This window comes from Pseudomonas quebecensis, from assembly GCF_026410085.1.
Lineage (GTDB): Bacteria > Pseudomonadota > Gammaproteobacteria > Pseudomonadales > Pseudomonadaceae > Aquipseudomonas > Aquipseudomonas quebecensis.
The window spans coordinates 5,426,069-5,451,176 of the sequence record NZ_CP112866.1; the positions used below are offsets into that span (position 1 = coordinate 5,426,069).

Consider the following 25,108-nt stretch of genomic DNA (forward strand, 5'->3'; position numbering starts at 1 on the left):
ACGTTGCCATGAGTGCTCAGCCCGTCGGCGGCCTAAGCCGGCTTTGCGTCGGGCAACTGACGGTCAATCCAGCAGCAGCACCTTGGCCAGTACGATCTTCGGCCCTTTCATCTTCTTGATGATGATCCGCAGGCCCTCAACCTCCAGCACCTCTTCTTCCTCCGGCACGCGCTTGAGCGTGTCGTAGATCAGCCCGGCCAGGGTCTCGGCTTCGATGTGGTCCAGGTCCACGCCCAGTAGGCGTTCTACCTTGAACAGCGGGGTGTCGCCGCGCACCAGCAGCTTGCCCGGCTGGTACGCAAGAATGCCGCGCTCGGCCTTGCGGTGTTCGTCCTGGATATCGCCGACCAGCACTTCCAGCACGTCTTCCATGGTCAGGTAGCCGATGATCTTGCCATCAGCTTCTTCCACCAGAGCGAAGTGAGCACCGCCCTTGCGAAACTGCTCCAGCAACTGCGACAACGGCATATGCCGAGACACGCGTTCCAGCGGACGGGTCAGCTCGGCCAGGTTGAAGGATTCGGGGATGTGGTCCAGCGCCGCCAGTTCCAGCAGCAGGTCCTTGATGTGCAACAGGCCCACGAACTCATTGCGCACCGCGTCGTATACCGGGTAGCGACTGAACTTGTGGCGGCGGAACAGCGCGAGAATTTCCTTGAGCGGAGCGTTGAAGTCCAGTGTCACCAGGTCTTCACGGGAATTGGCCCAGTCCACCACTTCCAGCTCGCCCATTTCAACGGCCGATGCCAGTACCCGCATGCCTTGGTCGCTCGGGTCCTGGCCACGGCTGGAGTGCAGGATCAGCTTGAGTTCTTCGCGGCTGTAATGATGCTCGTGGTGCGGGCCTGGCTCGCCTTGGCCGGCGATACGCAGGATGGCGTTGGCGCTGGCGTTGAGCAGGTAGATCGCCGGGTACATGGCCCAGTAGAACAAGTACAGCGGCACGGCCGTCCACAGCGACAGCAACTCGGGCTTGCGGATCGCCCAGGACTTGGGCGCCAGCTCGCCGACCACGATGTGCAGGTAGGAAATCACGAAGAACGCCGCAAAGAACGACACACCCTTGATCACTTCCGGCGACTCTACGCCCACCGCGCCCAACAGCGGCTCGAGGATGTGCGCAAACGCAGGCTCACCGACCCAGCCCAGCCCCAGGGAGGCGAGGGTGATACCCAGCTGGCACGCCGACAGATAAGCGTCGAGCTGGCTGTGTACGGTGCGCAGGATCTGCCCGCGCCAACCGTTGGTGTGGGCAATGGCTTCAACGCGGGTCGAGCGCAGTTTGACCATGGCGAATTCCGCCGCAACGAAAAAACCGTTGAGCAGTACCAGGATCAGAGCAAAAAGAATCATGCCGAAGTCGGCGAAGAGTGTGGCGAAGGTGATACCAGGGGAAGGGTCCATGATGGGGTTTTGCAGGTTCCATGTGTTCAATAAGGGGTGACAGGCACGCCTGAAAGGCAGGCGCAAGTCGGCCAATGTAGCGGCTGACGGGGCGCTTGCCTAGTGCCCGCCGCCGGGTGGGACATGGAATGTATTTCCCGAGACGCTGAAGATCCACCGTGGAAGGGGCTTGCCCACGATGGCGGTGGATCAGTTATGGATAAGTTGACTTCACTCCCGTCATCGGGGGCAAGCCCCCTCCCACATTAGTCTTATGGTGTTTTTGGGTTATTCATCTAGGCCGATCGCCCGCGAGCGGGTCATCTGAGCGGGCGGAAAGTGGCAGGTGAACGTACTGCCGTGCCCCAGCACGCTGCTGATCTCCAGGCGCGCGCGATGGCGCAGCAGCACGTGCTTGACGATGGCGAGGCCCAGCCCGGTGCCGCCGGTGTTGGAGTTGCGGCTGGAGTCGACGCGGTAGAAACGCTCGGTCAGACGCGGCAGGTGCTTGGCATCAATGCCGATGCCGGAGTCCTGCACGCTCAGGTGCGCGCCTTGCTCGTCGGCCCACCAGCGGATGCGAATGGTGCCCTGATCCTGGGTGTATTTCACCGCGTTGAACACCAGGTTGGAGAACGCGCTGCGCAACTCGCCTTCGCTGCCCTTGAGCAGCACCGCCGGGTCGGCTTCCAGACTGATCTGCTGCCCGCGCTCGCCCGAGAGGGCCTTGGCGTCATTCTTGATGGTCTGCAGCAGGCTTTGCACCGCCACCGGATGGTTGTCGGAGGGGTAGTCGGTGGCCTCCAGCTTGGCCAGCAGCAACAGGTCGTTGAGCAGGGTCTGCATCCGCGAGCCCTGCTGCTGCATCTGCTGCAGCGCGCGGCTCCAGCGTGGGTTGATCTCATCGACGTTATCCAGCAGCGTCTCCAGGTAACCGCAGATCACCGTCAAAGGGGTGCGCAGCTCGTGGGACACGTTGGCGACGAAGTCCTTGCGCATCTGTTCCAACTGGTGGATGCGCGTGACGTCACGCACCAGCATCAGGTGCTCGTTGTTGCCGTAACGCGTCAGGTACAGCTGGATACGCACACGGTCGTTGGTGGGTGAGGGGATTTCCAGCGCTTCGTCGTAATTGTCCTGCTCGAAATATTCCTTGAAACGTGGGTGGCGTACCAGGTTGGTCACCGGTTGGCCGCTGTCCTGGGGCGTCTTGAGGCCCAGCAGGGTTTCGGCGGCGCGGTTCCACCATTCCAGGTTGCCGTCGCTGTCGAGCATGATCACAGCGTCTTTGAGGGCCGCGGTGGATTCCTGCACGCGGTCGATCACCGCCTGCAGGCGCCCGCGTACCCGCTGGTCGCGACGTTGCAGGTGGTAAATGCTGTCGAACACTTCGCCCCACAGGCCGTAGCCGTCGGGTGGTGCTTCGTCGGGTTTGTGCTGGCGCAGCCATTCATGCAGGCGTAGCAGTTGCTTGAGGGTCCAGGCCAGGTACAGGCCGATGCCGATCGCCAGGCTCCAGCCGTAATAACCACTGATCAGGCCCACCAACAGGCTACCGGTGACCAACAGGAGCATGTGGCGGATCAAGGTGCCATGCCAATTCGAATTCACTTGAAAATACGTCCTTGGGGCAGCTTCAAGGTGCAAGCTGCAAGCTTCAAGTTAGAGCGATGCGGCGTTCTCTTGCCGCTTGTAGCTGACTGCTTGCTGCTCAACTTTTGGTCGAAAACCGATAGCCGGTACCGCGCACGGTTTGTACCAGATTCTCGTAGGCATCACCCAAGGCTTTGCGCAGGCGGCGAATATGGACGTCCACGGTGCGTTCTTCCACATACACGTTGCCGCCCCACACCTGGTCCAGCAGTTGACCGCGGGTGTAGGCGCGTTCCTGGTGGGTCATGAAAAATTGCAGCAGGCGGTATTCGGTGGGGCCCATCTCGGCCGGTTTGCCGTCGATGGTCACGCGGTGGCTGATCGGGTCCAGCAGCAGGCCGCCGACTTCAATCGGCGCTTCGCCGTCGGTAGGGCCGGCACGGCGCAACACAGCCTTGAGCCGTGCGACCAGTTCCCGTGGGGAAAAGGGTTTGGTGATGTAGTCATCGGCACCGACTTCCAGGCCCTGGATCTTGTTGTCTTCTTCGCCCTTGGCGGTAAGCATGATGATCGGGATATCCCCGGTCAGTTCGTCACGCTTGAGGCGTCGGGCCAACTCAATGCCGGACGTGCCGGGCAGCATCCAGTCCAACAGGATCAGGTCCGGCTTGCGGTCGACGATAATGGCATGGGCCTGCTGAGAGTTCTCTGCCTCCAGGCAGTCATAGCCGGCCATTTCCAACGCAACGGCGATCATCTCGCGGATGGGCGCTTCGTCGTCAACAATCAGAATGCTCCTGCCAACCATGCTCAAAATCCTCTTGTCATTTAACTGTCTTGCGCCGCATTAGATAACGGAATTATTGCAGTCGTGTGACAGTAATTTAGTCGCCTGGGCAATTAGCGGCACTCTGGACTACCCTTTGGGTCCGAATCCTGACAACCACAAAAGGAAGGTTCCGATGACTTACAGCACTGTTTCCTGGAAAGCCCTCATGGTAACGGCAGCGTTGACCCTGCCAGGCCTGGCGTTCGCGGCGGAGCCGGCGATGACCCAAGGTGGGTTGTTGGTGGATCACAAGGGGTTGGCCCTTTACACCTTCGACAAGGATGCCGATGGCAAGTCCGTGTGCAAGGACCAGTGCGCGACCAACTGGCCGCCGCTGAAGGCAGAGTCCACTGACAAGTCGACAGGCGATTGGACGGTCATCACCCGCGACGACCAGACCAGCCAGTGGGCCTACAAAGGCAAGCCGGTGTACACCTACAAGGATGACAAAAAGGCCGGTGACAAGTCCGGCGATGGCAAGGGTGGCGTGTGGCATGTAATCAAGCCCTGATTTCTGGGCGCTGCTCAAACCATCGGGGGCAAGCTCCCTGCCACATTTGAATGTCTTCACACATCAAAAGGTGGGAGGGGGCTTGCCCCCGATGAGGCCCGATCAGACAGCGCAAAAACCTCAGCGAAACGCGTAATCCGCCACAATCCCGAGAAAAATCGCCAGCCCGGCCCAATGGTTGTGCAAGAACGCCTTGAAGCACTTCATGCGATCGCGATCGCGGGTGTACCAGGACTCCCAGGCAAAACACCCAGCCGCCGCCAATAAGCCCAGGTGGAACCAGCCCCCCAGGTCAAACCGTGCGCCGGCCAGCAACAGGCACGCCAGTGAAAGGCCTTGCAGCGTCAGGATGATCACGCGGTCAGCATCGCCAAACAGAATGGCGGTGGATTTCACGCCGATCTTCAAATCGTCATCGCGGTCAGTCATGGCGTAGTAGGTATCGTAGGCCACCGTCCACAGCAGGTTGGCGATATACAGCAGCCAGGCCGTGGCGGGCAGATGACCGGTCTCGGCAGTGAATGCCATGGGCATGCCCCAGGAAAACGCCGCCCCCAGCACCACCTGCGGGTAATAGGTGTAGCGCTTCATGAACGGGTAGCTGACCGCCAGCGCCAGGCCGCCCAGCGACAGCCAGATGGTGGTGGCGTTGGTCAGCAATACCAGCAGGAAACTGATCAGCATCAGTACCGCAAAGAACACCAGCGCCTCTTTGGAACTGATTTTGCCGCTGGCCAACGGGCGCTGCGCGGTGCGCTTCACATGGCCGTCGACCTTGCGATCAGCCCAGTCGTTGATCACGCAACCGGCAGCGCGCGTCAGCGTAACGCCCAGCACGAAAATCACGATATTGATCAGCGAGGGCGAGCCCTTGCCGGCAATCCACAATGCCCACAGTGTCGGCCACATCAACAGGTAGATACCGATGGGCTTGTCCATGCGGGTCAACTGAACGAAGTCCCAGGCCCTGGGATTCAGGCGGTTCAGGGATTGGAGCAGGCGTTGGTACATCAGCGGTTCTCCGAAGGGGCGTGCAGTGCATCCCAGAAGCTCGGCAGGAAGACTTCCGCCACCAGCACGCTCAGTGCGCCCCGGTCGAAACGTGAGCGGCGGGCCCATAACCCATCGACCTGATCCACCGTAGGCAGCCAGTGCCGGGGGTAGTGGCACACTTCAATGGCCTGGCGGGTGAACGCGCGGTCGCAGAACAGCAATTCACCCAGCGAACGGCTGCCCAATTCGTCCATCTGCAGCCCGTCGCCCTGCAAGGCACTGCGCGCCGCCACGCTGCGGGCAAACACCCAGGGCTGGCCATGCCCGCGCAGATACACCTCGCGTACCCAACCGATACTGGCCGGGGGCAGTTCCAGCGCGGCGCACTCGTCCTCGCGCAGCGGCTGCCAGCCCTCCAACAGCGGCGTCACGCTGAAGGCACCGTTGGACAACCCGGTCAACCGCCGCGTCAGTGAGCCTTCGTCGAACAACCAGTCGAGGGTCGACGGCGCGGGCGCAGGGTTCAGAAGGCTCTGGGGCAGCCATCGGCAGACAGCGGGGCGGGTGAGTGAGTGCGGCACGGCGAGTCAGTATTGGCAGCAAAAGAGGCGGCGAGCTTACCATGGCGTCCCGGTCTTTTGCCGGGCTCAACCGTCCCGTTGAGTCGATCGCGCTTGCATCTGCAGGCCCCGATCAGTACAAAACGCCCTGAGCCGCGTGGCAACGCTGGATCCATCGACCGCCGGCCAATATGCCTGGACCCTGAGGAAGCGAGTAATGAAGAAGTGGCAATGTATCGTCTGTGGCCTTATCTACAACGAAGCGGACGGCTGGCCTGATGACGGCATCGCGCCGGGCACTGCTTGGCAGGACGTCCCGGAAGACTGGCTGTGCCCGGATTGCGGCGTGGGCAAAATGGATTTCGAAATGATCGAAATCGGCTGATCTGAAAATTAAGAAACGTACTACAAGGAGAAAGGAATGAACGCACCTGTCGTGATCATCGGCACAGGGTTGGCCGGTTACAACGTGGCCCGAGAGTTTCGCAAGCTCGACAGCGAGACCCCATTGCTGCTGATCACCGCGGATGACGGGCGCTCCTACTCCAAGCCCATGCTCTCCACCGGTTTTGGCAAGAATAAGGAAGCCGATGGCCTGAGCATGGCTGAACCTGGCGCCATGGCCGAGCAACTTAAGGCCGAAGTGCGTACCCACACCCGCGTCAGCGGCATCGACCCTGGCCACAAGCGCCTGTGGATCGGCGAGGAAGCGGTAGCCTACCGTGACCTGATCCTGGCCTGGGGCGCCGAAACCGTGCGCGTACCGGTCGAGGGCGACGCCGCCGAGCTGATTTTCCCGATCAACGACCTTGAAGACTACGCGCGCTTTCGCGCCGCTGCCGCCGGCAAGCGCCGCGTGCTGGTACTTGGCGCCGGCCTGATCGGCTGCGAATTCGCCAATGACCTGATCCTGGGCGGCTATGAAATCGACCTGGTCGCGCCGTGCGAGCAAGTCATGCCGACCTTGCTGCACCCGTCAGCGGCGGCGGCGGTGCAAGCCGGCCTGGAAAGCCTTGGCGCGCGTTTCCACCTGGGCCCGGTGCTCAACCGCCTGCAACGCACGGCTGACGGCCTGGAAGCGCACCTGTCTGACGGCGAAGTGATCCACTGCGACCTGGTGGTCTCGGCCATCGGCCTGCGCCCACGTATCGACCTGGCCGCCGCCGCTGGCCTGCAGATCAACCGCGGCATCATGGTTGATCGCCACCTCAAGACGTCCCACGCCAACATCTACGCCCTGGGCGACTGCGCCGAGGTCGACGGTCTCAACCTGCTGTACGTCATGCCCTTGATGACTTGCGCCCGCGCCCTGGCCCAGACGCTGGCCGGCAACGCCACGGCCGTCAGCTACGGGCCGATGCCCGTCACCGTTAAAACGCCGGTCTGCCCGCTGGTGGTCTCCCCTCCGCCACGCGGCGCCGAGGGCGTGTGGAGCGTCGAAGGGCAGGGCGCTGATATCAAGGCGCTGTGCCGCGACGCCAGCGGCCGGCTGCTGGGCTACGCGCTGACGGGCACCGCCGTGATGGAAAAACTCGCGCTCAACAAAGAGCTTCCGCCGTTGCTGGCATAAATACCGGTCGTTCTGTCGGATTCAGCACATTTTTCCACTTAGAAAGGTCGCCGCCAGACTGGCGCGGCGTTCGAGGGCATGCCATCCTCACTCCCGTCTGCCGCAGAGTAGAGCCTGCGGCGCTTTGGGCGCCGCTCCGTCAGAGAGCGGCACGGACATAACAACAAAAAACCGTCAAAGAGGCTTCACTTATGCGTAAACCAGAACTCGCAGCCGCCATCGCTGAAAAAGCCGATCTCACTAAGGAACAGGCCAACCGCGTCCTTAACGCCGTTCTCGAAGAAATCACCGGCGCCCTGCACCGCAAGGACAGCGTCACCCTGGTGGGCTTCGGCACCTTCCTGCAACGCCACCGCGGCGCCCGCACCGGCAAAAACCCGCAAACCGGCGAGCCTGTGAAGATCAAGGCGAGCAACACCGTTGCGTTCAAGCCGGGTAAGTCGCTTAAAGACACTGTTAACGCGTAAGGGCGTTACCGTCTCGAAGGGGGCGGGGTGGTAGGGAAAAATGGGCACGCCGACTGGGTTGGGTGCCCATTTTTTGTGGGGTGCTGTACGGCGTTGGGCTTTTGATCTGGAGATAAAGGGGCGAATTATTTTATTGATCAAATAGATCCTTCCCGTTGGGACGCACTCAGACTTGAATACCCTTGGAGCAGTCTATAAATCGAAGACCCTTTAGCTGGGATGCTTCGCACTGCTGCTTGAACTGTTGGGAAACAAAGATGCGTTGTGAACTTTCCTTCGCCCTTACGATATGGTGACTGCCTAAAGTCGCAGACGGCAAGCTTTGAAGGGTCGTGAAGGCCAGCGGACCGTCAGGCATAAAGCTGAAAATGGGACCATGCTGAGAGTTATTCAAATCAATACAAGGTAATGTCTGGACCACGTTGAATACATAGTAGCCGTCCAGCTTCTCTTCTTTTAGGTAAACGTCAGCAGGAAAAAGCTGGACGTCTTCAGGAAAGTCACGTAGCACGTTAGCCAGTGCCTCACTTACAAATTCGATCGTGTCACTTTGAAGAAGATCGAAAGACAGCAGGCGAGACGTGCTGACCTTTTTTTTATTTCTAAAGGTTGGAGTTTTAGTGATTGATAATTGTTGTTCCCCGCTGATGAAAAATAGATGGTCGGGAGAAGCTTTCTGGTCGTATTTGAACCAGTAACTTTCCGAGTATTGTTCACTGATTTCTAATAAGTGCATATTATTTCCCGCAAGAACCTAAGGGGTAAGATTTATTTAAAGTCCCTATCCGGATTAAATAGATTCGTCCCCTTTATTGTTAACTTTATGCCTGGTTTTTATAGGGAGTAAATGATTGATTGGCGATGTAGAAGCCTAGCCCTTTGTCACCTTTGAACCGGTTTTCTATCATGGCATCAGCCAAATCTTGGGAAATCAAAAGGTCGCCAGAATCACGCTCACGGGCAATCCCATCCATTCCTGCGGCGGTATCACGAAGCCAAATTTCATTGAAGTACAGTATTGAGCCACTGTCAGAGAGCTCCGGTACCGACTTGCTGTGATCAACAGCGCTAATCGCTTGGGCAGCATTGACGATGTAATAGCCGTCATCCACGGCCTCTCCGTTTGCAGTAATATTAGCGGGTTTCAAGAGCTGAATATGATGGTTAGCTTTCTGCATGAGAAAATCTGCCAACCTCTGGCTCACCAACGGTATGTCACCCAGCAACCATAAGCAGTCATACGCCAATAGCTTTTTCTTTTGGCATGGGAAAAATATTTTTGGTCTATCCATGTCGGCGGGATAAGGCTCGCCTGACAGTAGCGATAAATAATCAAAGTTCGATCCCGCAGTCTCATACGAGCCGATCTCGGCATCGTATGAGCCCAGCAGTTTTTCGCTGTGATAGATAGGCGCTTTCCAGCTTAAGATCATTTCTAGATATCCTAATTATAATGTGCGCCTGGGCGCGCATTTTTATTCAATTGTCTCTCGCCAGAGCGGAGTAATCTTCGCTCATCGGACACGATTTTATCTAGGGCTTTGCGGTATTGGGCCTGATCCCAGTTTTCACGTTTGCCAACCTTTTGTACTCGATCCATTTTGCTTCCAAGGTTTTGATTGACCCTGGCTGCATGGCGTCCTTGGTGAATAGACCGACGTCCGTCAGTCATCGCCCGAGTCTTGTTGGGCAGGAATATTTTATTTTGCCGACTTTGCAAATCGAATCCTGCCAATTTAAGCAGAGGGTGATTTTTAGTACTGGCATGCTTGTCGCTCAGTATGTGGTGGTCTTGGTATCCCTGTTTTTTCAGGCGTCCAATGCGTCGGTTTATGGATGACGTACAGCTCCAGCCCAGTGGGTCAACCCATCCATATGGATTGGCGGCATACAAATAAAGATTGATGCCCCCCTCCAACCCAATCGGATCCGGCGTAGTAAACCGCCCCACATCCGGATCATAAAACCTGAACGTGTTGTAGTGCAGCCCCGTCTCCCGATCCAGGTACTGCCCCTGAAACCTCAGGTTCTGCTCTTCAATGTAATAAGGCTCGCGCACCTCTTCCAGCGTGTTGCCCCACACCCGATATGTCGCCTGCCAAACCGTGTGTCCATCCGCTTCGGTGAGTTGTTCCGGCAAGCCGTTCAGGTCGTTGTGGTAGTAGCGGATTTTTTGCAGAGGCCCGCTGCCGTCAATGCGGGCCAGGGGTTCGTAGCCTTCGTTTTCGTAGACGTACAGGCTGGTTTGGCTGTGGCGGTGTTCCTGCAACAACCGCAGGCCATCCCACACAAAACGCGTTTCCCCCAGCGGATACCCGTCACCGCCGTGCTCGGTTTTCGCGATGCGTCGGCCCAGCGGGTCGTAGGTCATTCTGACCACGCTGCCGTTTTCATTGCGTACTTCGATCAGACGGCTTTCGGCGTCGTAGGCAAAGCGTTGCAGGCCGCGCGCGGTGCTGCGTTTTTCGATTGTGCGGCCAAAGGCGTCATAGCGATAACGCTTGTCTTGGTAGGTCAGCAGCTTGTTGTGCACCACCAGCCCGGCGCCGGGTTGCGGGCCGTCCAGCAGGTTGGCGGCGGCGTCGTAGGCGAAGGTTTCGCGTTGGCCGTGCAGGCTGTCCTGGCTGGCGATGATGCGGCCGGTGGCGTCGTAGTGCAGCAGTTGGCGGTGTTGTGTGGCGGGCTGCTGGTCGAGTTTGCCGATCAGGTTGTCGGCGGGGTCGTATTCGAATTGTTTCTGTGCGGCTGCCGGTAGCAGCGACGGTTGGCCCGCCAGACGACGTTGACGTGCGCGCAGACGGCCGCTGCGGTCGTATTCGCTGCGGGTGCTGAGCTGGCCTTGGGTGCGCAGCACTTCGCGGTGCAGGCGGTCGCGTTCGAAGTCGCTGATCACCTGACCGTCGAGGTTGATCTGATGCAGGTGGCCGCTGCCGTAGTACAGGCGGTTGAGCCAGCGGCCGTCGGGCAGTTGGGTCTGGATCAGATTGCCGAGTTCGTCGTAGTGGTGGTGCAGGCTGCCCGCCGAGCTCTGTTCGGCGAGTAACTGGCCAAGGGCGTCATAGGCGAAACTTAGGGCCTGGGTATTGCCTTGCAGGTCGGTGAACGTCACCGCGGTCAGCTGGTCCACGGCGTCGTAGCTGTAATCGGTGCGGCCATCGTCGGTGGTCTTGGCGATCAGGCGGCCAACCGCGTCGCGCTCCAATCGATGCACGATGGGCGCGGGCGGTGTCTCGGGGACGACGGCCAAGCCGCTGCCATACGGGGCCGGAACAGCGGTCACCGCAATCACATTGTCCAGCGGATCGTAGTGGTAGCACTTGGCGCTGCCATCCAGGTCCTGCTGCTCGGTCAGTCGGTCCCCGGCGTCCCAGGCAAACCGATAACGCTCGCCGTTTTCGTTGATCAGCGCTTGCAGGCGCCCATAGCTGTCATAGCCGAACTGCACCTGCCGACCATGGGCGTCGATGCGCTGGCGCACCTGGCCGCGACGGTTGTGCTGGTACAGGGTGGTATGCCCGGCCGGGTCGGTGTAACCCACCAGTTGGCCGCTGGCGTTGCGCTGGTACTGCTCGGTGCGCCCGTCCGGCAATTGGCTGCTGAGCAGGCGCCCCTGGGCGTCATAGCTGAACAGGGTGCGCTCGCCGAGGGCGTCGGTGATGATCTGCAAGTTGCCGCGCTCGTCGTAGCTGAAGCGCGTTGGATAGCCGGAGCAATCCACGTGCTCGACCAACTGCCCGAACGGGTTCCAGCGCAGCGTCTTGCTTTTGCCGGTGGCGTCGATGATTTCTACGGGCTGGCCGTGATCGTCATAGCGATAGCGGGTGACATAGCCCAGCGGGTCGGTTTCGGCGATGCAGTTGCCGCGCTGATCGTAGCGATACGCCCAGCTATTGTCGGCGGCGTCGGTCTCCACCAGTGGCAGTGCCCAATGCTCAAGCCACAAGGTCGAGTCGCTGCGGCCCAGCGGGTCAGTCTCGCCGATCAGGTTGCCGGCGTCGTCGTAGCTATACGTATAGCGCCCGCCCAGCGGATCGGTGGCACTGAGCAATTGGCGCTCGTCGTTCCACTCGAACAGCCAGGTTTGCCCGAGGTTGTCGCTGTACCGAACGATCTGGTGCTGGGTGTTCCAGTGGCGGGTACTGACGCGTTGCAAGCCGTCGGTAATCCGCGTGATACCGGCCTGCAAGTCATAGTCGAACTGGTAGGTGTCGCCTTCATCGGTCCAGTGCCGGACCACGCGCCATTCCGCGTTTTCAACCAAGGCCCACTCGTAAAAGCAGCGCAACCCGGTCGGTAACTGGTGTTCCACCATGCGCCGGCCAGCATCGTAGCTGAAGCGCCGCTGCACCTGGCCAGTGGCATCGCGGACCTCAGCCAGGTTGCCGATAGCGTCGTAGCCGTAGCTGACCAGCACTTCGCGGCGCTGGTCGGGGTACAGCCGTTCGAGCCGCACCACGTGGCCTTGATCGCGGATCAACTCCACTTGTACCAGATCGAACGTATCGCGCAGCCGGATCAGCCGCCCGACGTCGTCATAATCGACGTGAATGCGGTTTTCGTTACGGTCGCCGAGTTGGCTGAGGCGCAGCAATGCCGGGTTGGCAGAGGGTTCAAACAAGCGATACAGCCCGTCATCGCTCTCGATCAGCAACTGCCCGTTGAGATGTCGGCGCACGGCCAGCCCCTCACCGGCGCTGAACACCGCGCCGCCCAGGGGGATGCTGCCCATGTCGATAGGCCGGCCCTGTTCATCGGTGTAGATCAGTGTTTCACCGCCGTCGGGGTGAGGCTGGATGGCGACGCAGACTTCATATGGCACGCTCCAGCCTACGCCGAACAGGCTGCCCGTGCGTTCGTCACGGCTGTTGTAGAACCGCTGCCAATCAATCGGCAGGATGCCGGGCAGGACGAAGTCCAACTCATCATCGCCGCCCAATACCTTGGCGCCGGTGGCCGCATGCACCGGGTTCGACGAGCCCATCGCCGCGTTGGCCATCGCCCCCATCGCACTGCTGACGGCCATCGAGGCCGCGCCGCCGATCAACATGCAGGGCAACTTGCTGAAGAACTTGCCCTTGCCGCCCTTGAGCATCAGCAACGCCGTCACCGCCAGCCCGACGCCCGGTGTCTTGCCGCTGCGAATCTCACGCACCACCACCGAACCCCCGCCAATGGTCACGTTGGAGGAGATCAGCCCCGACGAGACCACCGTTGCATCGCAGGTGCTGCGGTCACCGCTGCGCACCGCCGGCTGGCCATTGATGGTGACTTTTTCCGAACCCTCGGCCAGAAACTGCGGCGGCATCGGCGGATGCTTTGTGCACGTCACCTGATCCAGCGGCTTGGGTTCGGCGCCGGGGGCGGGCGTGGCCACCGTGGGGCGCCACATCTGCGAGAAGAAACTCTCGGCCATGTCCAGGAAGCTGGCTTCCGGCTCGGGCGCGGGCTCTTCCAGCTCAGTGCCGGCGGGTGCGACGTGAGAGGTGATCGCCCCGGCGGCGCGCGCGGCCGGAATATTATTGGTCAGGGTGTTGGTGGAACCGGTGAGGATGTTCGCCTGCACCGTGGGCGGAAACAGGGCGTTGCTGAAGCTCTCGCATAAATTCGATAAGCCTTTGTCCGCGCCGGTCTTGCTCATGGCCAGGCCGACAACCGTGCCCACCACGGCGCCCAACAGGAAACAACCGAGCCCGCCAGTGGCCACGGTAATCCCGGTGGCGGCAACCACCGCCGCAGTCGCCACCGCCGTGATCGCGATGTTGGCCGCCACTTCCAGCACACCGCCGAGGATGTCGGCCATCATCGAGGTGTGGGAGAGCGCATCGCCCATGCGGGCGGCCCAGAGTGCGTCAGACATGCAGGCAACTCATCAGGAAATAGCGTCGAACGACAGCGAATTTTTAATCAGCGCCCAATGCGCCGCCTCGGCATCCCCAAGCTTGTCCGCCTTCACATAACTCAAGGCGAGCATCTTGCGCGTGCCCGGTATCACCAGCGCCAGCTGATACTGGAACACCTTGTCGTTGCCCTTGTTGAACTGGCTGCGCAGCTCGATGCCTTCCACTTCCTGCGCGGCGCCCAAGCGCACGTCCACGCCCGGTTGATAGCGCAGCTCCTGCACTTGTTTTTCCAGGCGCTGGAGTTGATCGTTGAAGTTGCTGTGCAGGGTTTCGCCGTCGGCCAGCAGGCTGCGGCTGACGATCAGGGATGTGCCCAGCTCAGGGAATTTGAGGATATTGATCGTCGCGTCCTGCAGCTCGCTCGCCGGCAGTTGGAACTGGAATTCGTTGATTCGGTACGTCATGGCAAACGGGTCTCGTCAGGAGCTTTTCGGCGCGGGGAACGCGGCTTTGATATTGGCGTCGATGCTGGCTTTCTGGCCCTGTCCATCGGGCGTGGCGCCAGGGCCGCCGCCGTTATTGAGGTGCAGCACGCCCTTGGTATTGAACTCGGCGTCGCCGCTGGCATAGAAGCTGATGTTCACGCCGGTGAGGTTGATCTGCCCGCTGGCATTCAACTCCAGGATGCTTTCGCCGCAGACCAGGCGCAGGTTTTCGCCCACCTCGATCACATAGCTCTGGCTGATGCTGTCGGTCTTGCGCTGGCCCACCGAGAGGATGTCTTCCTGCTTGACGATGCGCAGGCGGTTGTTGCCGATGGTCACCGTCTCGTTATGGCCGATGCTTTTGTTGCGGTCATGCCCGACGGAGTGGCTCTCATCCACCTCCACCACAATGTCCTGGTTACGCTCGGCATGGATATACAACTGCTCCAACCCCTTCTTGTCCTCCATACGGATTTCATTGAAGTTGGCTGGCGTGCCGCCCTTGCTCGAACGACTTTTCATGCCGCTCTGGGTCGCGTTCTCGGGCAAGTCATAGGGCACGGTCTGCTCGGCGTTGTACACGCGGCCGGTGATGATCGGCCGGTCCGGGTCGCCTTCCAGAAAGCTCACAATCACTTCCTGGCCAATCCGTGGAATCTGCATCGAGCCCCAGTTCTTGCCGGCCCAGGATTGCGACACACGAATCCAGCACGAGCTGTTTTCGTTGGATTGGTCGTGACGGTCCCAATAGAAATGCACTTTCACGCGGCCGTACTGGTCGGTCCAGATCTCCTCGCCTTTGGGGCCGACCACCAGCGCGGTCTGCGGGCCTTTGACGATGGGCCGGTGAGTGGTGGCCAACGGGCGGAAGCTTTGCTGGGCGTCTATGCAGGTCAGGCTGCTTTCGAACTGCGCCGAGGCCGAGCCGCCGCCGCTCTCGAGGTTTTCCTGGACGATGTAGTAGCGGATGCCAACGATCAGGTATTCGCGATTCTGGTCCTGGCGGCTGAAGCCGGTGAGGCTGAACAGGTGGCCCGAACCCAGGCCGCGTGCATTGCCGGCAAACTCGATTTGTTCGTGCAGGGTTTGCAGGGCCTCGATGCGGGTGCGCGCGTAGTGTTCGCCGTCTTCGCTTTGCACGTAGGTGCCGGGGTAGTCGTACAGCGGATAGTCGCCGGCAGTGTGCGGGCGCGGCATGGCCGAGCGCACGTCGATGCTGGCGCTGGGGCGCTGGAAGTCATAGTCGTTGAGCTCCAGCGAGCCCGGCTGCACCTCCTGCGCCAGGTGCCAGTTATGCATGTGGTCGCGTTCGCGCTGCTGCTCGTCCTTGGGGTAGTACGGCACCGACGCGTAGCCCGGCACCGTGGTGTGGGCGCCGTAGGCGTCGGCCAGCACCAGCACATGGCGGTCCTGTTCATGGCGGAAGAAGTAGTAGATGCCTTCCTGTTCCATCAGGCGGCTGACGAAATCGAAGCTGGTCTCGCGGTACTGCACGCAGTATTCCCACTCGCGGTACGGCCGGCTCAGGGCGTCTTCGAAGTCGGAAAAGCCCAGGTCGCGGAACACCTGCTTGATGATCTGCGGGATGCTCAGGTTCTGGAAAATCCGGCAATCCGAGGTGCGGGTCAGCAGCCACAGCCACGGGCGCAGCGTCACCTGGTAACTGGCGAACTGGCCTTGGTCGATGTTCTGGCTGCAGCGCGCGACGATACCGTGGAAGTGCCGCTCGCCGCCGTCCGCCAATTGCAAGCCGACGCTCATGGGTTTGCCGAGCAACTGGTTGAGGTCGATGTTGGCGTCCAGGGACGTCAGCTGCAGCTCGTAATTGAACAGGCGGCCAAGCTCTTCACCGCCGCCCATTTCATTGAGCAGCAGCACATCCGGCCCGAGAGGGCTGGTGATCTTGGCCAGGCGTGAGGCTTGGTTGAATAGCATCGAAGTACCCTAATAACTGAAGGAACCCAGTCCAAATGTGGGAGGGGGCTTGCCCCCGATAGCAGTGTGTCAGTTGATGCATGCAGTGACTGATTCACCGCTATCGGGGGCAAGCCCCCTCCCACATTTAAACCTTATTTCAACAGTCGTTATTCGGCGTCGTTGAAGTCGTAGTGCAGCTCATTATCCCGACTGCTGATCCGCACCCCCGCCAGCGCCTTGCCCTCAAGCATGCGCGTGAGGAACTCACGGCTCATGTCCGGCAGCAGGCTGTTGGTGAGGATGGTGTCGATCATGCGTCCGCCGCTTTCGGTCTCGGTGCAGCGCGAGACGATCAGGTCGACCACCGCGTCGTCGTAGTCGAAGGCAACCTTGTGGGTATTCTCCACGCGCTTTTTGATGCGGTTCAGTTGCAGGCGGGTGATCGCCTTGAGCATTTCATCGCTCAGCGGGTAATACGGAATGGTTACCAGACGGCCGAGCAAGGCAGGCGGGAAGATCTCCAGCAGCGGCTGGCGCAGGGCCTTGGCGATTTCTTCCGGCTCGGGGATGTTCGCCGGGTCTTTGCAGACCTGGGAAATCAACTCGGTACCGGCGTTGGTGGTCAGCAGGATCAAGGTGTTCTTAAAGTCGATCACACGGCCTTCGCCGTCTTCCATCACGCCCTTGTCGAACACCTGGAAGAAGATCTCATGCACGTCCGGGTGGGCTTTTTCCACCTCGTCCAGCAGCACTACGCTGTAGGGCTTGCGCCGTACCGCTTCGGTCAGCACGCCGCCTTCGCCGTAGCCGATGTAGCCCGGTGGCGCGCCCTTGAGGGTCGACACGGTGTGGGCTTCCTGGAACTCGCTCATGTTGATGGTGATCACATTCTGCTCGCCGCCATACATGGCTTCGGCCAGGGCCAGGGCGGTTTCAGTCTTGCCCACGCCGGAGGTGCCGGCCAGCATGAACACACCGATCGGCTTGCTCGGGTTGTCGAGGCCGGCGCGGGAGGTCTGGATGCGCTTGGCGATCATCTGCAAGGCATGGTCCTGGCCGATGATGCGTTTTTTCAGGTGCTGATCCAGGTTCAGCACGGTTTCCAATTCGTTGCGTGCCATGCGGCCCACCGGAATGCCCGTCCAGTCGGCGACCACCGAGGCTACGGCCTGGTAATCCACGGTCGGCAGGATCAACGGAGTTTCGCCTTGCAGCGCAGTGAGGCGTTGTTGCAAGTCGACCAATTGAGCGCGCAATTCGTCGTTGCCACTGTCCACCACCCCGGCCTTTTCACGCAGCGTTGCTCGGGTCGCGAGCAACTCATCCACCAGGGTTTTTTCTTCGGCCCAACGGCTTTCGAGAGTGGCCAGACGCTCACGTTCGGCGCTCAGCAAAGCTTCGCTGTTGCTCTCGCGCGCACCGATGGCTATACCTATCGCATGCTCGCGGGCGATGATCTGCAGCTCGGTTTCCAGGGCTTCGATGCGACGACGGCTGTCGTCCACTTCCGCTGGCACCGCGTGCAGGCTGATGGCGACGCGGGCGCAGGCGGTGTCCAGCAGGCTTACGGATTTGTCCGGCAACTGGCGCGCCGGAATGTAGCGGTGGGACAGCTTCACCGAGGCTTCCAGGGCTTCGTCGAGGATCTGCACCTGGTGGTGCTTCTCCATGGTCGAGGCCACGCCGCGCATCATCAGCAGCGCCTTGTCTTCCGACGGCTCGGCCACCTGCACCACCTGGAAGCGGCGGGTCAGGGCCGGGTCTTTCTCGATGTGCTTCTTGTACTCGGCCCAGGTGGTGGCGGCCACGGTGCGCAGGGTGCCGCGCGCCAATGCGGGTTTGAGCAGGTTGGCCGCGTCGCCCGTCCCGGCGGCGCCACCGGCACCCACCAGGGTGTGGGCTTCGTCGATGAACAGGATGATCGGCTTGGGCGAGGCCTGCACGTCTTCAATCACCTGGCGCAGGCGCTGTTCGAACTCGCCTTTCATGCTGGCGCCGGCTTGCAGCAGGCCCACATCCAGGCTGCGTAGTTCCACGTCCTTGAGCGCGGGCGGCACGTCACCGGCGACGATGCGCAGGGCGAAGCCTTCGACTACGGCGGTCTTGCCGACGCCGGCTTCACCGGTGAGGATCGGGTTGTTCTGGCGGCGACGCATGAGGATGTCGACCAACTGGCGAATTTCTTCGTCACGCCCCACGATCGGGTCGAGCTTGCCGCTGCGCGCCTGCTCGGTCAGGTCCACGGTAAAACGCTTGAGCGCTTCCTGCTTGCCCATTGCGCTGGGCGCCATGGCGCCGCTGGCTTCGCCTGGGACGGCACCGGCGTTGAAACCGTCGCTGGCGGTCAGGGCGTTTTCCGGCGAGTCGCCGACGTATTCGTCAAAGCGCTCGCTCAGGGCCTCGGCCTTGATTTTGTCGAACTCGCCGGACAGGCCCAGCAACGCATGGCGCAGGCTCGGCGTCTTGAGAATGCCCAGCACCAGGTAACCGGTGCGCACCTGGCTTTCGCCGAACATCAGGCTGCCGTACACCCAGCCGCGTTCCACGGCTTCTTCCACGTGGGACGACAGGTCGGTGATCGAGGTCGAGCCGCGCGGCAGGCGGTCCAGGGCTTCGGTCAGGTCGCGGGCCAGGCGCGCCGGTTCGACGTTGAACTGGCGGATGATGCGGTGCAGGTCCGAGTCCTGCAGTTGCAGCAACTGGTGGAACCAGTGGGCCAGTTCCACGTAAGGATTGCCCCGCAACTTGCAGAACACGGTGGCGGCTTCGATGGCTTTGTAGGCCACGCTGTTGAGTTTGCCGAACAGTGCGGCGCGACTGATTTCACCCATGCTCTGGATTCCTTGAGGTGGTGGCTTGATCGGCGTAATGCCGGGCCAGGATTAGGTCGTTGGCGTCAACCGCAGGTTGGCCGAGCCACGTGTTGAAGCCCAGGCGGAACTGGCCGTTAAGCCGCAGCGCCGGGACTTCGGGTTGTTGCAGGACCAGGTTCAGGTCCCAGTCCAATTCGTGGCCCAGGTACTCGGCCACCCATGCCACCAGTTCGTTGAACGGCTGGTGGCCGGGCAGCATGCCCATGTAGTCATCGAGCGTGAGCGGGCCCAGGCGGATACGGAATTTATGCTGGCGGTCCCATACATGGCTGCCCAGGCACAGGTCCACGCCCAGCCGGGTGGCGTTGACGCCCACACGGCTGCGTTCGGGCAGTTCGAGCCATTGGCCGACGTATTCCTCGATCTCTACCGGCAGGCCGAAGTACTCGCTGAGGATGGCTTTCAGCCCGTCCGGATAGCGGGTCTGTGCCGACAGGTGGCCGCTGTAATGCAGCTTGGCCGTGTCGGGAATCAGCCCCTGGTTGAGCAGGCTCGGCATGCCGCGACCGCTCAAGGCGGCGAGGCGCGCGGACCAGTAGTCATCGTCCGGGCGGTCGTGGCTGACCGTCGGCCGCGCCTCGGCCCAGGCCCGGTAAAACAGGCTGAGCAGGCGATGGTGGAACACGTCCAGGAACGCTTTGCTGGTGCTGTCGGCGTTGTTGCGCTGACGCTCGCGCACGTATTCGGTGATGTGCAGCGGCAGCGGGCCGTTGGGGCCGCCGAGGCCGAAAAAGAACTGCTCCAGCCGCGCCGGCCGGCCATCGCCGCCCGGCGCCACCGAGGCCAGGGTGGCCGGGGCGAAGGTGCAGTCGGCCTGTTGCCCAAGGCGCAACGGGTCGTCCGCCAGACGCAGGGAATGGCCCAGGCGCGGCAGGTGCGGTGACTCGCATTCGATGCGCCGCAGGGCCTGGAAGAAATCGTATTCCCAGGGCTCCTGGTGCATCGCTTCCAGGGTACTCACAGGGTCGGACGACGTCCGGGCTTGGCTTTCCATCGCATGATCTCGCCGCGTTCGGTGGTACGGATCACCGTCTCGGTAAAGCTGTTGATCGACACGTAGCGTGCCAGGAAGCGCTCCAGTACCGCACCGAGCAGGAATACGCCGGTGCCACGAAACGCGTTTTCATCGAATTCCAGTGTAATTTCCAAGCCTCGGCCAAACACGATCGGGCCGGGCATCGGCAGGCGCCGGGTCACCGCTTTGCTGCTGACTTCGCGCAGGCCTTCGATCTGCAACTGCAGGGCGGCGTCGTTGCTGTCGCCATACAGGCGCAACAGTTCGCGTAAGGCGCCGGCGCCCTGGCCCTGTTCGCTCAGGGACAGGTAATTGAGCGACAGCTGGCTGATCAGGCGCCACGCCTTGGCGTCATGGGCATGGCTGGCACGCGGGCGGCTCGGGCCGGCAACGCAGCGCACGGCCAGTACCGGCGCGCTGTCGGCCAGGGTGAAGTCGGTCTTGCCGTTGCCCACGCTCATGAACAGCGGCAGGTCGCGGTTGGTGCACAGCGCGGTCACGCCGAGTTGGCGCAGGTCGTGGCGATACGGCGCTTGTTGGCTGTCCACCAGGCTGACGAAGGTCTCGCTGCCCACATACGTGGAGCGCGGGCCATTGCGGCGCTGGTCGCTGGAGAGCACGCGGGGCTCGCGCCGCACCGTGTAGTAAGCCTTGTCACGGCCATAGCGCGATGGGTCGCGCACCGCATAAAACGGCAGGAACGGCTGCTCCGGCCCGGTGCCATGGCCGGTCAGGCCGGTGAGGGAATGCACCTCGAAATCCATCGGCCGGGTGCGGTCGGCGATCACGTGGTGTTCGTTGACGCGGTCGGACAAGTGAATACGGTCCAGGCGCTTGGGGAACAGGTTGATCGCCGGGGTGCAGAACGGCAGGAACTGCGCCGCGCCGACGCTGCCTTCCAGGCTCGGCTCGTGACGGTCAAACAGTACGATCAATTCCAGCTCCTGGCCGTCGCAGCGCTTGACCGCACGGCTCAGCTCGGCGAACTCCACGAACAGGAACCGCTGGGGCAGGGCGAAGTATTCCTGCAACAACCGATAACCCTGGAACGCTCGCGCCACTACCGGCATGGCCGCATCGGCGTCGTCGAACCCGCGTGAACGCAGTGCGTCCTGCGGTAGACGCTCGACCCAATCGCTACCGGGCTTGCGTGCGAATACCGCGCAGGCGTTGCCCAGCAGTTGTTCGTAAAGGCGGAACGGTTGCTCGTCGGCACCGCTGAGGTACAGCGGCAGGCTGTCCAGATCGAGGCTGTTGAACGGCAGTTCGGCGCCGGTGCGCAAGGTCAGGCGCAGACCGGCCTTGGCCTTCGGCTCGCTGGCGGCCAGGCGCCCGAGCACGGTGGCCGGGTTGCCGAAGTACTCGGCGTTGCTCACCTGCAGTGGCCACAGCGTTACCGGATGCGCGGTGCGGTACTCGCAGCAGGTCTGGGTCTCGCGGCCCAGGGCGGCGCGCAGGACGGTGTCGCGCGGCAACGGGAAACCACCGACCAGGGAACCTTCGTCGGGGTCGGTCTGCAACTGCACCACGGTCATCGACGGCGTCGGCGCCAGGTAGTGCGGGTAGGCGATTTCCAGCAGGTTGTGGGTGAACGTCGGGTACTCGGCGTCGAGCTTGAGCTGCACGCGGGCGGTGAGGTAGGCAAAGCCTTCGAGCAGGCGTTCGACGTACGGGTCGGCGCAGTCCATACCGGACAGGGTCAGCCGACTGGCGATCTTTGGGTATTCCTTGGCGAACTCGGCGGCGCTTTCGCGCACGTGGTGCAATTCCTGGTTGTACAGCTCCAGCAGGCGCGGGTTCATGGGCGCCTCCGCTGGTCGGCATTGACCACGCGTACATGGCCGGATTCCAGGTCCAGGTCGGTCTGCAGCAGCAGGCGCAACGGCACCGGTTGAGCCCACAGGTCGCCTTCGATTTCGAAACTCAGGGCGTTGTGGTTCATCTCGCCCTGGCCGACCCGGGCTTTGACGCGCAGGGTATGGCGCAGAATGCGCGGTTCGAATGTGGCGATAGCCTGATAAATCAGGGCCTCCAGCGCTTTGATATCCACGCTGGACACGCTGTTGCCCGCCAGCGCCGGCAGGCCGTAATTGACCACGGAGGTGCCGGCCGGGGTGTGCAGCGTTGCATCGGCGTCGAGCAACGACGTGGTGTTGAGCAGCCACGCCAGGTCGCGCAGCACCGAGGCTTTCAATTGAGTCAGGGACAGCACGCGTTTGTCGGCGCTTTCCTTGGGGTTGGTTGGGTCGTCGTCGGTCAGCCGATCCAGCAGGGACGGTTGCAGACGTTCGCGGGAAGCGATTTCAGTTACCACCAAAGCAGCTCCACGGACGGATTGCGAGAGGAACAAGATGCTGCATGTGAGGCTGTAGTGCCGTGGCGCGGGGCCACGGCACAAGGGCTATCAGCGCTTGGTGTTGGAACGGATGTTCCAGCCAAACTTGACCGCGCCGCCGTCTTTGGTGCCGTCGGCTTTCTGCGGCTGGTAGTCCACCATCACTTGGGCGAAGTTCAGGGTGACGTTCTCGGTCAGGCGGTCATCGGTGCCCGAACCGCCGGTGCTCAGCGACGTTACCAGCACTTCTTCCAGGTTGATCACCATGTACTCGACCTGGCTTTCACCACCGGCCTTGCGCACGGTCAGCTTGACCTTGTCGATGTGCTTGCCGCTGGCGCACAGCATCATCAGGTTTGGCGACGCCTTGTCGACGTACTTGGTCAGCGACAGGTCCTGGATGTTCACCTTGCCCGCGCCGCCGCCACCGCCAACGTGCATGTTGCCGGACTGGGACATGCCCCAGCTCCAGTTCAGCACGTCGATTTCGTCTTTGTGGGCCTTGTCCATGGACTCGCCCTTGATGTCGCCGATCTTGATGAAAATATCAACAGCCATGTTTTCTCCCTGTGTGGCTCTTGCCACTGAATTTGAGTGACTCCAAATGGGCAGTGCTTTTGTGTGGGTGGGGCTTGCCCCCGATGCAGGCACCTCGGTGTGTCAGTCACACCCCAGTGATGCTATCGGGGGCAAGCCCCCTCCCACAGAAGAGCCAGCTCATCCGTGGGTCAGGCGCTTTTCGCCGAAGGCAGCTTCGACACCAGACGCAACGACACGGTCAGCCCTTCGAGCTGGTAGTGCGGGCGTAGATAGAACTTGGAGTTGTAGTAACCCGGGTTGCCTTCTACTTCTTCGACGATCACTTCGGCGGCTGCCAATGGGTGCTGGGCCTTGGTGGTTTCGGTGGAGTGCGCCGGATCGCCGTCCACGTAGTTGAGGATCCAGTCCTGCAACCAGCGCTGCATCTCGTCCTTCTCTTTGAAGGAACCGATCTTGTCGCGCACGATGCACTTCAAGTAATGAGCGAAACGGCAAGTGGCGAACAGGTACGGCAGGCGCGCGGCCAGGTTGGCGTTGGCGGTGGCGTCCGGGTCGTCGTATTCGGCCGGTTTCTGCAACGATTGCGCGCCGATGAAGGCGGCGAAATCGGTGTTTTTCTTGTGCAGCAGCGGCATGAAACCGTTCTTCGCCAGTTCCGCTTCACGGCGGTCGCTGATGGCGATCTCGGTCGGGCACTTCATGTCCACGCCGCCGTCATCGGTCGGGAACGTGTGGGCCGGCAGGTTTTCCACTTCACCGCCAGATTCAATGCCACGGATGCGCGAGCACCAGCCGTAGTGTTTGAACGAACGGTTGATGTTCACCGCCATCGCGTAAGCGGCGTTGGCCCAGGTGTACTTGGAGCTGTCGGCGCCGTCGGTGTTTTCTTCGAACGCGAAGGCTTCCACCGGGTCGGTCTTGGCGCCGTACGGCAGGCGCGCCAGGAAGCGCGGCATGGTCAGGCCGATGTAGCGCGAGTCTTCCGATTCGCGCAGCGAACGCCAGCCGGCGTATTCCGGAGTGGTGAAGATCTTGGTCAGGTCGCGCGGGTTCGACAGTTCCTGCCACGAGCCCATGCCCATCACGGTCGGCGACGCCGCGGCGATGAACGGGGAGTGCATGGCCGCGCAGACTTTCGACAGCTCGCCGAGCAGTTCGACATCGGGTGGCGACTGGTCGAAGTAGTAGTCGCCCACCAGGCAGCCGTATGGCTCGCCGCCGAACTGGCCGTATTCTTCTTCGTACATTTTCTTGAAGATCGGGCTCTGGTCCCACGCAGTGCCCTTGAATTTCTTCAGGGTCTTGTGCAGGTCCGGCTTGGAGATGTTGAGCACACGGATCTTGAGCTGCTCATCGGTCTCGGTGTTGTTGACCAGATAGTGCAGGCCACGCCAGGCGCTTTCCAGCTGCTGGAAGTCCGGGTGGTGGATGATCTGGTTGACCTGGGCGGTCAGCTTGGCATCGATCGCGGCGATGATCGATTCGATCGACTTGATCGCATCGTTGGACACCAGGTCGGTCTGCGCCAGGGCTTGTTCGGCCAAGGTGCGCACGGCGGTTTCCACGGCTTCGCGGGCACGTTCGGTCTTGGGTTTGAATTCCTGCATCAGCAGGGATGCGAACTCGCTGGTTTCTTCAGTAGCGCCCAGGCTCTGGACGCCTTCGCGTGCGGTGTTGTCGGTCATGATTACTGATCCCCTGCAGGCTTCGGCGCGCTGGCAAGTGCCTGAAGCAGTGCCGGGTCCTTGATTGCCTTCATGATGATTTCTTCAGCGCCGGTCTTGCCGTCCATGTAGGTCAGCAGGTTGGCCAACTGAGTGCGGGCTTCGAGCAGCTGGTTCAGCGCGTCGACCTTGCGGGCCACGGCGGCCGGGCTGAAGTCGTCCATGCTTTCGAAGGTCATGTCCAGGCTCAGGTTGCCTTCGCCGGTCAGTTCGTTCGGCACGTGGAATGCCACGCGCGGCTGCATGGCCTTGAGGCGGGAGTCGAAGTTGTCGACATCCACTTCAAGGAATTTGCGGTCGGCCACCGGCGCCAGAGGCTCGGCAGGCTTACCGGCGAGGTCGGCCATCACGCCCATCACGAAGGGCAGCTGGACCTTTTTCTCGGCGCCGTAGAGCTCGACGTCGTACTCGATCTGCACTCGAGGCGCGCGGTTGCGCGCGATGAATTTCTGAGAACTTTGCTTCGCCACGTT

At 61.4% G+C, this 25,108-nt stretch carries 21 protein-coding genes; 4 read left to right on the forward strand and 17 right to left on the reverse strand.

What is annotated here, in order from left to right; translation table 11 throughout:
* Nucleotides 1–63 precede the first annotated feature (63 nt).
* From OSC50_RS25070 to phoB, 3 genes are all read right to left on the reverse strand, one after another.
* Nucleotides 64–1,404 carry a hemolysin family protein gene (locus OSC50_RS25070; protein WP_053127585.1) on the reverse strand — a complete coding sequence of 447 codons (1,341 nt, stop codon included), beginning with the start codon at nucleotides 1,402–1,404 and terminating at the stop codon, nucleotides 64–66.
* Nucleotides 1,405–1,671: 267 nt separating this feature from the next.
* The gene (phoR, locus tag OSC50_RS25075) at nucleotides 1,672–2,958 is read right to left on the reverse strand and encodes a phosphate regulon sensor histidine kinase PhoR (RefSeq protein ID WP_266247439.1); all 1,287 of its coding nucleotides are present in this window, start codon (nucleotides 2,956–2,958) and stop codon (nucleotides 1,672–1,674) included.
* A 136-nt stretch (nucleotides 2,959–3,094) separates the two neighbouring features.
* Nucleotides 3,095–3,784 (reverse strand): phosphate regulon transcriptional regulator PhoB, encoded by a 690-nt coding sequence (gene phoB / locus OSC50_RS25080; protein ID WP_016703132.1) that lies wholly within the window; start codon nucleotides 3,782–3,784, stop codon nucleotides 3,095–3,097.
* Between the two features lie 154 nt (nucleotides 3,785–3,938).
* Here phoB and OSC50_RS25085 point away from each other — a divergent pair, with 154 nt between their 5' ends.
* Nucleotides 3,939–4,316: a COG4315 family predicted lipoprotein gene (locus OSC50_RS25085; RefSeq protein ID WP_253509803.1), complete on the forward strand. Its 378-nt coding sequence runs from the start codon at nucleotides 3,939–3,941 to the stop codon at nucleotides 4,314–4,316.
* Nucleotides 4,317–4,436: 120 nt separating this feature from the next.
* Here OSC50_RS25085 and ubiA read toward each other — a convergent pair whose 3' ends face one another.
* Both ubiA and OSC50_RS25095 read right to left on the reverse strand, forming a co-directional pair.
* Nucleotides 4,437–5,327 (reverse strand): 4-hydroxybenzoate octaprenyltransferase, encoded by an 891-nt coding sequence (gene ubiA, locus OSC50_RS25090; RefSeq protein WP_266245116.1) that lies wholly within the window; start codon nucleotides 5,325–5,327, stop codon nucleotides 4,437–4,439.
* Nucleotides 5,327–5,890, reverse strand: a complete 564-nt coding sequence (locus tag OSC50_RS25095; RefSeq protein WP_181076220.1) for a chorismate--pyruvate lyase family protein — start codon at nucleotides 5,888–5,890, stop codon at nucleotides 5,327–5,329. Before OSC50_RS25095 ends, ubiA begins: the two co-directional genes overlap by 1 nt.
* A gap of 196 nt (nucleotides 5,891–6,086) precedes the next feature.
* Here OSC50_RS25095 and OSC50_RS25100 point away from each other — a divergent pair, with 196 nt between their 5' ends.
* The 3 genes from OSC50_RS25100 (at nucleotide 6,087) to OSC50_RS25110 (ending at nucleotide 7,906) form a co-directional block, all read left to right on the forward strand.
* Nucleotides 6,087–6,254, forward strand: a complete 168-nt coding sequence (locus OSC50_RS25100; RefSeq protein ID WP_122849948.1) for a rubredoxin — start codon at nucleotides 6,087–6,089, stop codon at nucleotides 6,252–6,254.
* A gap of 36 nt (nucleotides 6,255–6,290) precedes the next feature.
* Nucleotides 6,291–7,439 (forward strand): NAD(P)/FAD-dependent oxidoreductase, encoded by a 1,149-nt coding sequence (locus tag OSC50_RS25105; protein ID WP_181076222.1) that lies wholly within the window; start codon nucleotides 6,291–6,293, stop codon nucleotides 7,437–7,439.
* Between the two features lie 191 nt (nucleotides 7,440–7,630).
* Nucleotides 7,631–7,906, forward strand: a complete 276-nt coding sequence (locus tag OSC50_RS25110; protein ID WP_003176958.1) for an HU family DNA-binding protein — start codon at nucleotides 7,631–7,633, stop codon at nucleotides 7,904–7,906.
* A 166-nt stretch (nucleotides 7,907–8,072) separates the two neighbouring features.
* On the opposite strand, the gene OSC50_RS25115 is transcribed toward OSC50_RS25110, so the two are convergent.
* From OSC50_RS25115 to tssB, 12 genes are all read right to left on the reverse strand, one after another.
* The gene (locus tag OSC50_RS25115) at nucleotides 8,073–8,642 is read right to left on the reverse strand and encodes an imm11 family protein (RefSeq protein ID WP_123479192.1); all 570 of its coding nucleotides are present in this window, start codon (nucleotides 8,640–8,642) and stop codon (nucleotides 8,073–8,075) included.
* 85 nt (nucleotides 8,643–8,727) lie between these two features.
* Entirely contained in the window at nucleotides 8,728–9,339 is a 612-nt protein-coding gene (locus OSC50_RS25120; RefSeq protein ID WP_266245108.1) for a hypothetical protein, read from the reverse strand.
* 11 nt (nucleotides 9,340–9,350) lie between these two features.
* Entirely contained in the window at nucleotides 9,351–13,763 is a 4,413-nt protein-coding gene (locus OSC50_RS25125; RefSeq protein ID WP_266245106.1) for an RHS repeat-associated core domain-containing protein, read from the reverse strand.
* 12 nt (nucleotides 13,764–13,775) lie between these two features.
* On the reverse strand, nucleotides 13,776–14,210 hold the full coding sequence (locus OSC50_RS25130) for a DcrB-related protein (RefSeq protein WP_065879244.1): 435 nt from the start codon (nucleotides 14,208–14,210) through the stop codon (nucleotides 13,776–13,778).
* A 15-nt stretch (nucleotides 14,211–14,225) separates the two neighbouring features.
* Entirely contained in the window at nucleotides 14,226–16,166 is a 1,941-nt protein-coding gene (locus OSC50_RS25135; protein ID WP_181076225.1) for a type VI secretion system Vgr family protein, read from the reverse strand.
* A gap of 149 nt (nucleotides 16,167–16,315) precedes the next feature.
* The gene (gene tssH, locus OSC50_RS25140) at nucleotides 16,316–18,979 is read right to left on the reverse strand and encodes a type VI secretion system ATPase TssH (protein WP_266245101.1); all 2,664 of its coding nucleotides are present in this window, start codon (nucleotides 18,977–18,979) and stop codon (nucleotides 16,316–16,318) included.
* Nucleotides 18,972–20,015 (reverse strand): type VI secretion system baseplate subunit TssG, encoded by a 1,044-nt coding sequence (gene tssG, locus OSC50_RS25145; RefSeq protein ID WP_181076228.1) that lies wholly within the window; start codon nucleotides 20,013–20,015, stop codon nucleotides 18,972–18,974. Before tssG ends, tssH begins: the two co-directional genes overlap by 8 nt.
* Nucleotides 19,979–21,838 carry a type VI secretion system baseplate subunit TssF gene (gene tssF, locus OSC50_RS25150; RefSeq protein WP_253509799.1) on the reverse strand — a complete coding sequence of 620 codons (1,860 nt, stop codon included), beginning with the start codon at nucleotides 21,836–21,838 and terminating at the stop codon, nucleotides 19,979–19,981. Before tssF ends, tssG begins: the two co-directional genes overlap by 37 nt.
* Nucleotides 21,835–22,350: a type VI secretion system baseplate subunit TssE gene (gene tssE, locus OSC50_RS25155; protein ID WP_266245098.1), complete on the reverse strand. Its 516-nt coding sequence runs from the start codon at nucleotides 22,348–22,350 to the stop codon at nucleotides 21,835–21,837. The genes tssF and tssE overlap by 4 nt, the downstream gene beginning before the upstream one ends.
* Before the next feature lie 90 nt (nucleotides 22,351–22,440).
* Nucleotides 22,441–22,929, reverse strand: a complete 489-nt coding sequence (locus OSC50_RS25160; protein ID WP_017526783.1) for an Hcp family type VI secretion system effector — start codon at nucleotides 22,927–22,929, stop codon at nucleotides 22,441–22,443.
* Between the two features lie 170 nt (nucleotides 22,930–23,099).
* Nucleotides 23,100–24,596: a type VI secretion system contractile sheath large subunit gene (gene tssC, locus OSC50_RS25165; RefSeq protein ID WP_181076229.1), complete on the reverse strand. Its 1,497-nt coding sequence runs from the start codon at nucleotides 24,594–24,596 to the stop codon at nucleotides 23,100–23,102.
* A 2-nt stretch (nucleotides 24,597–24,598) separates the two neighbouring features.
* A complete protein-coding gene (gene tssB, locus OSC50_RS25170; RefSeq protein ID WP_034101506.1) occupies nucleotides 24,599–25,105 on the reverse strand; it encodes a type VI secretion system contractile sheath small subunit in 507 nt (168 codons plus the stop codon).
* Between the last annotated feature and the right edge of the window lie 3 nt (nucleotides 25,106–25,108).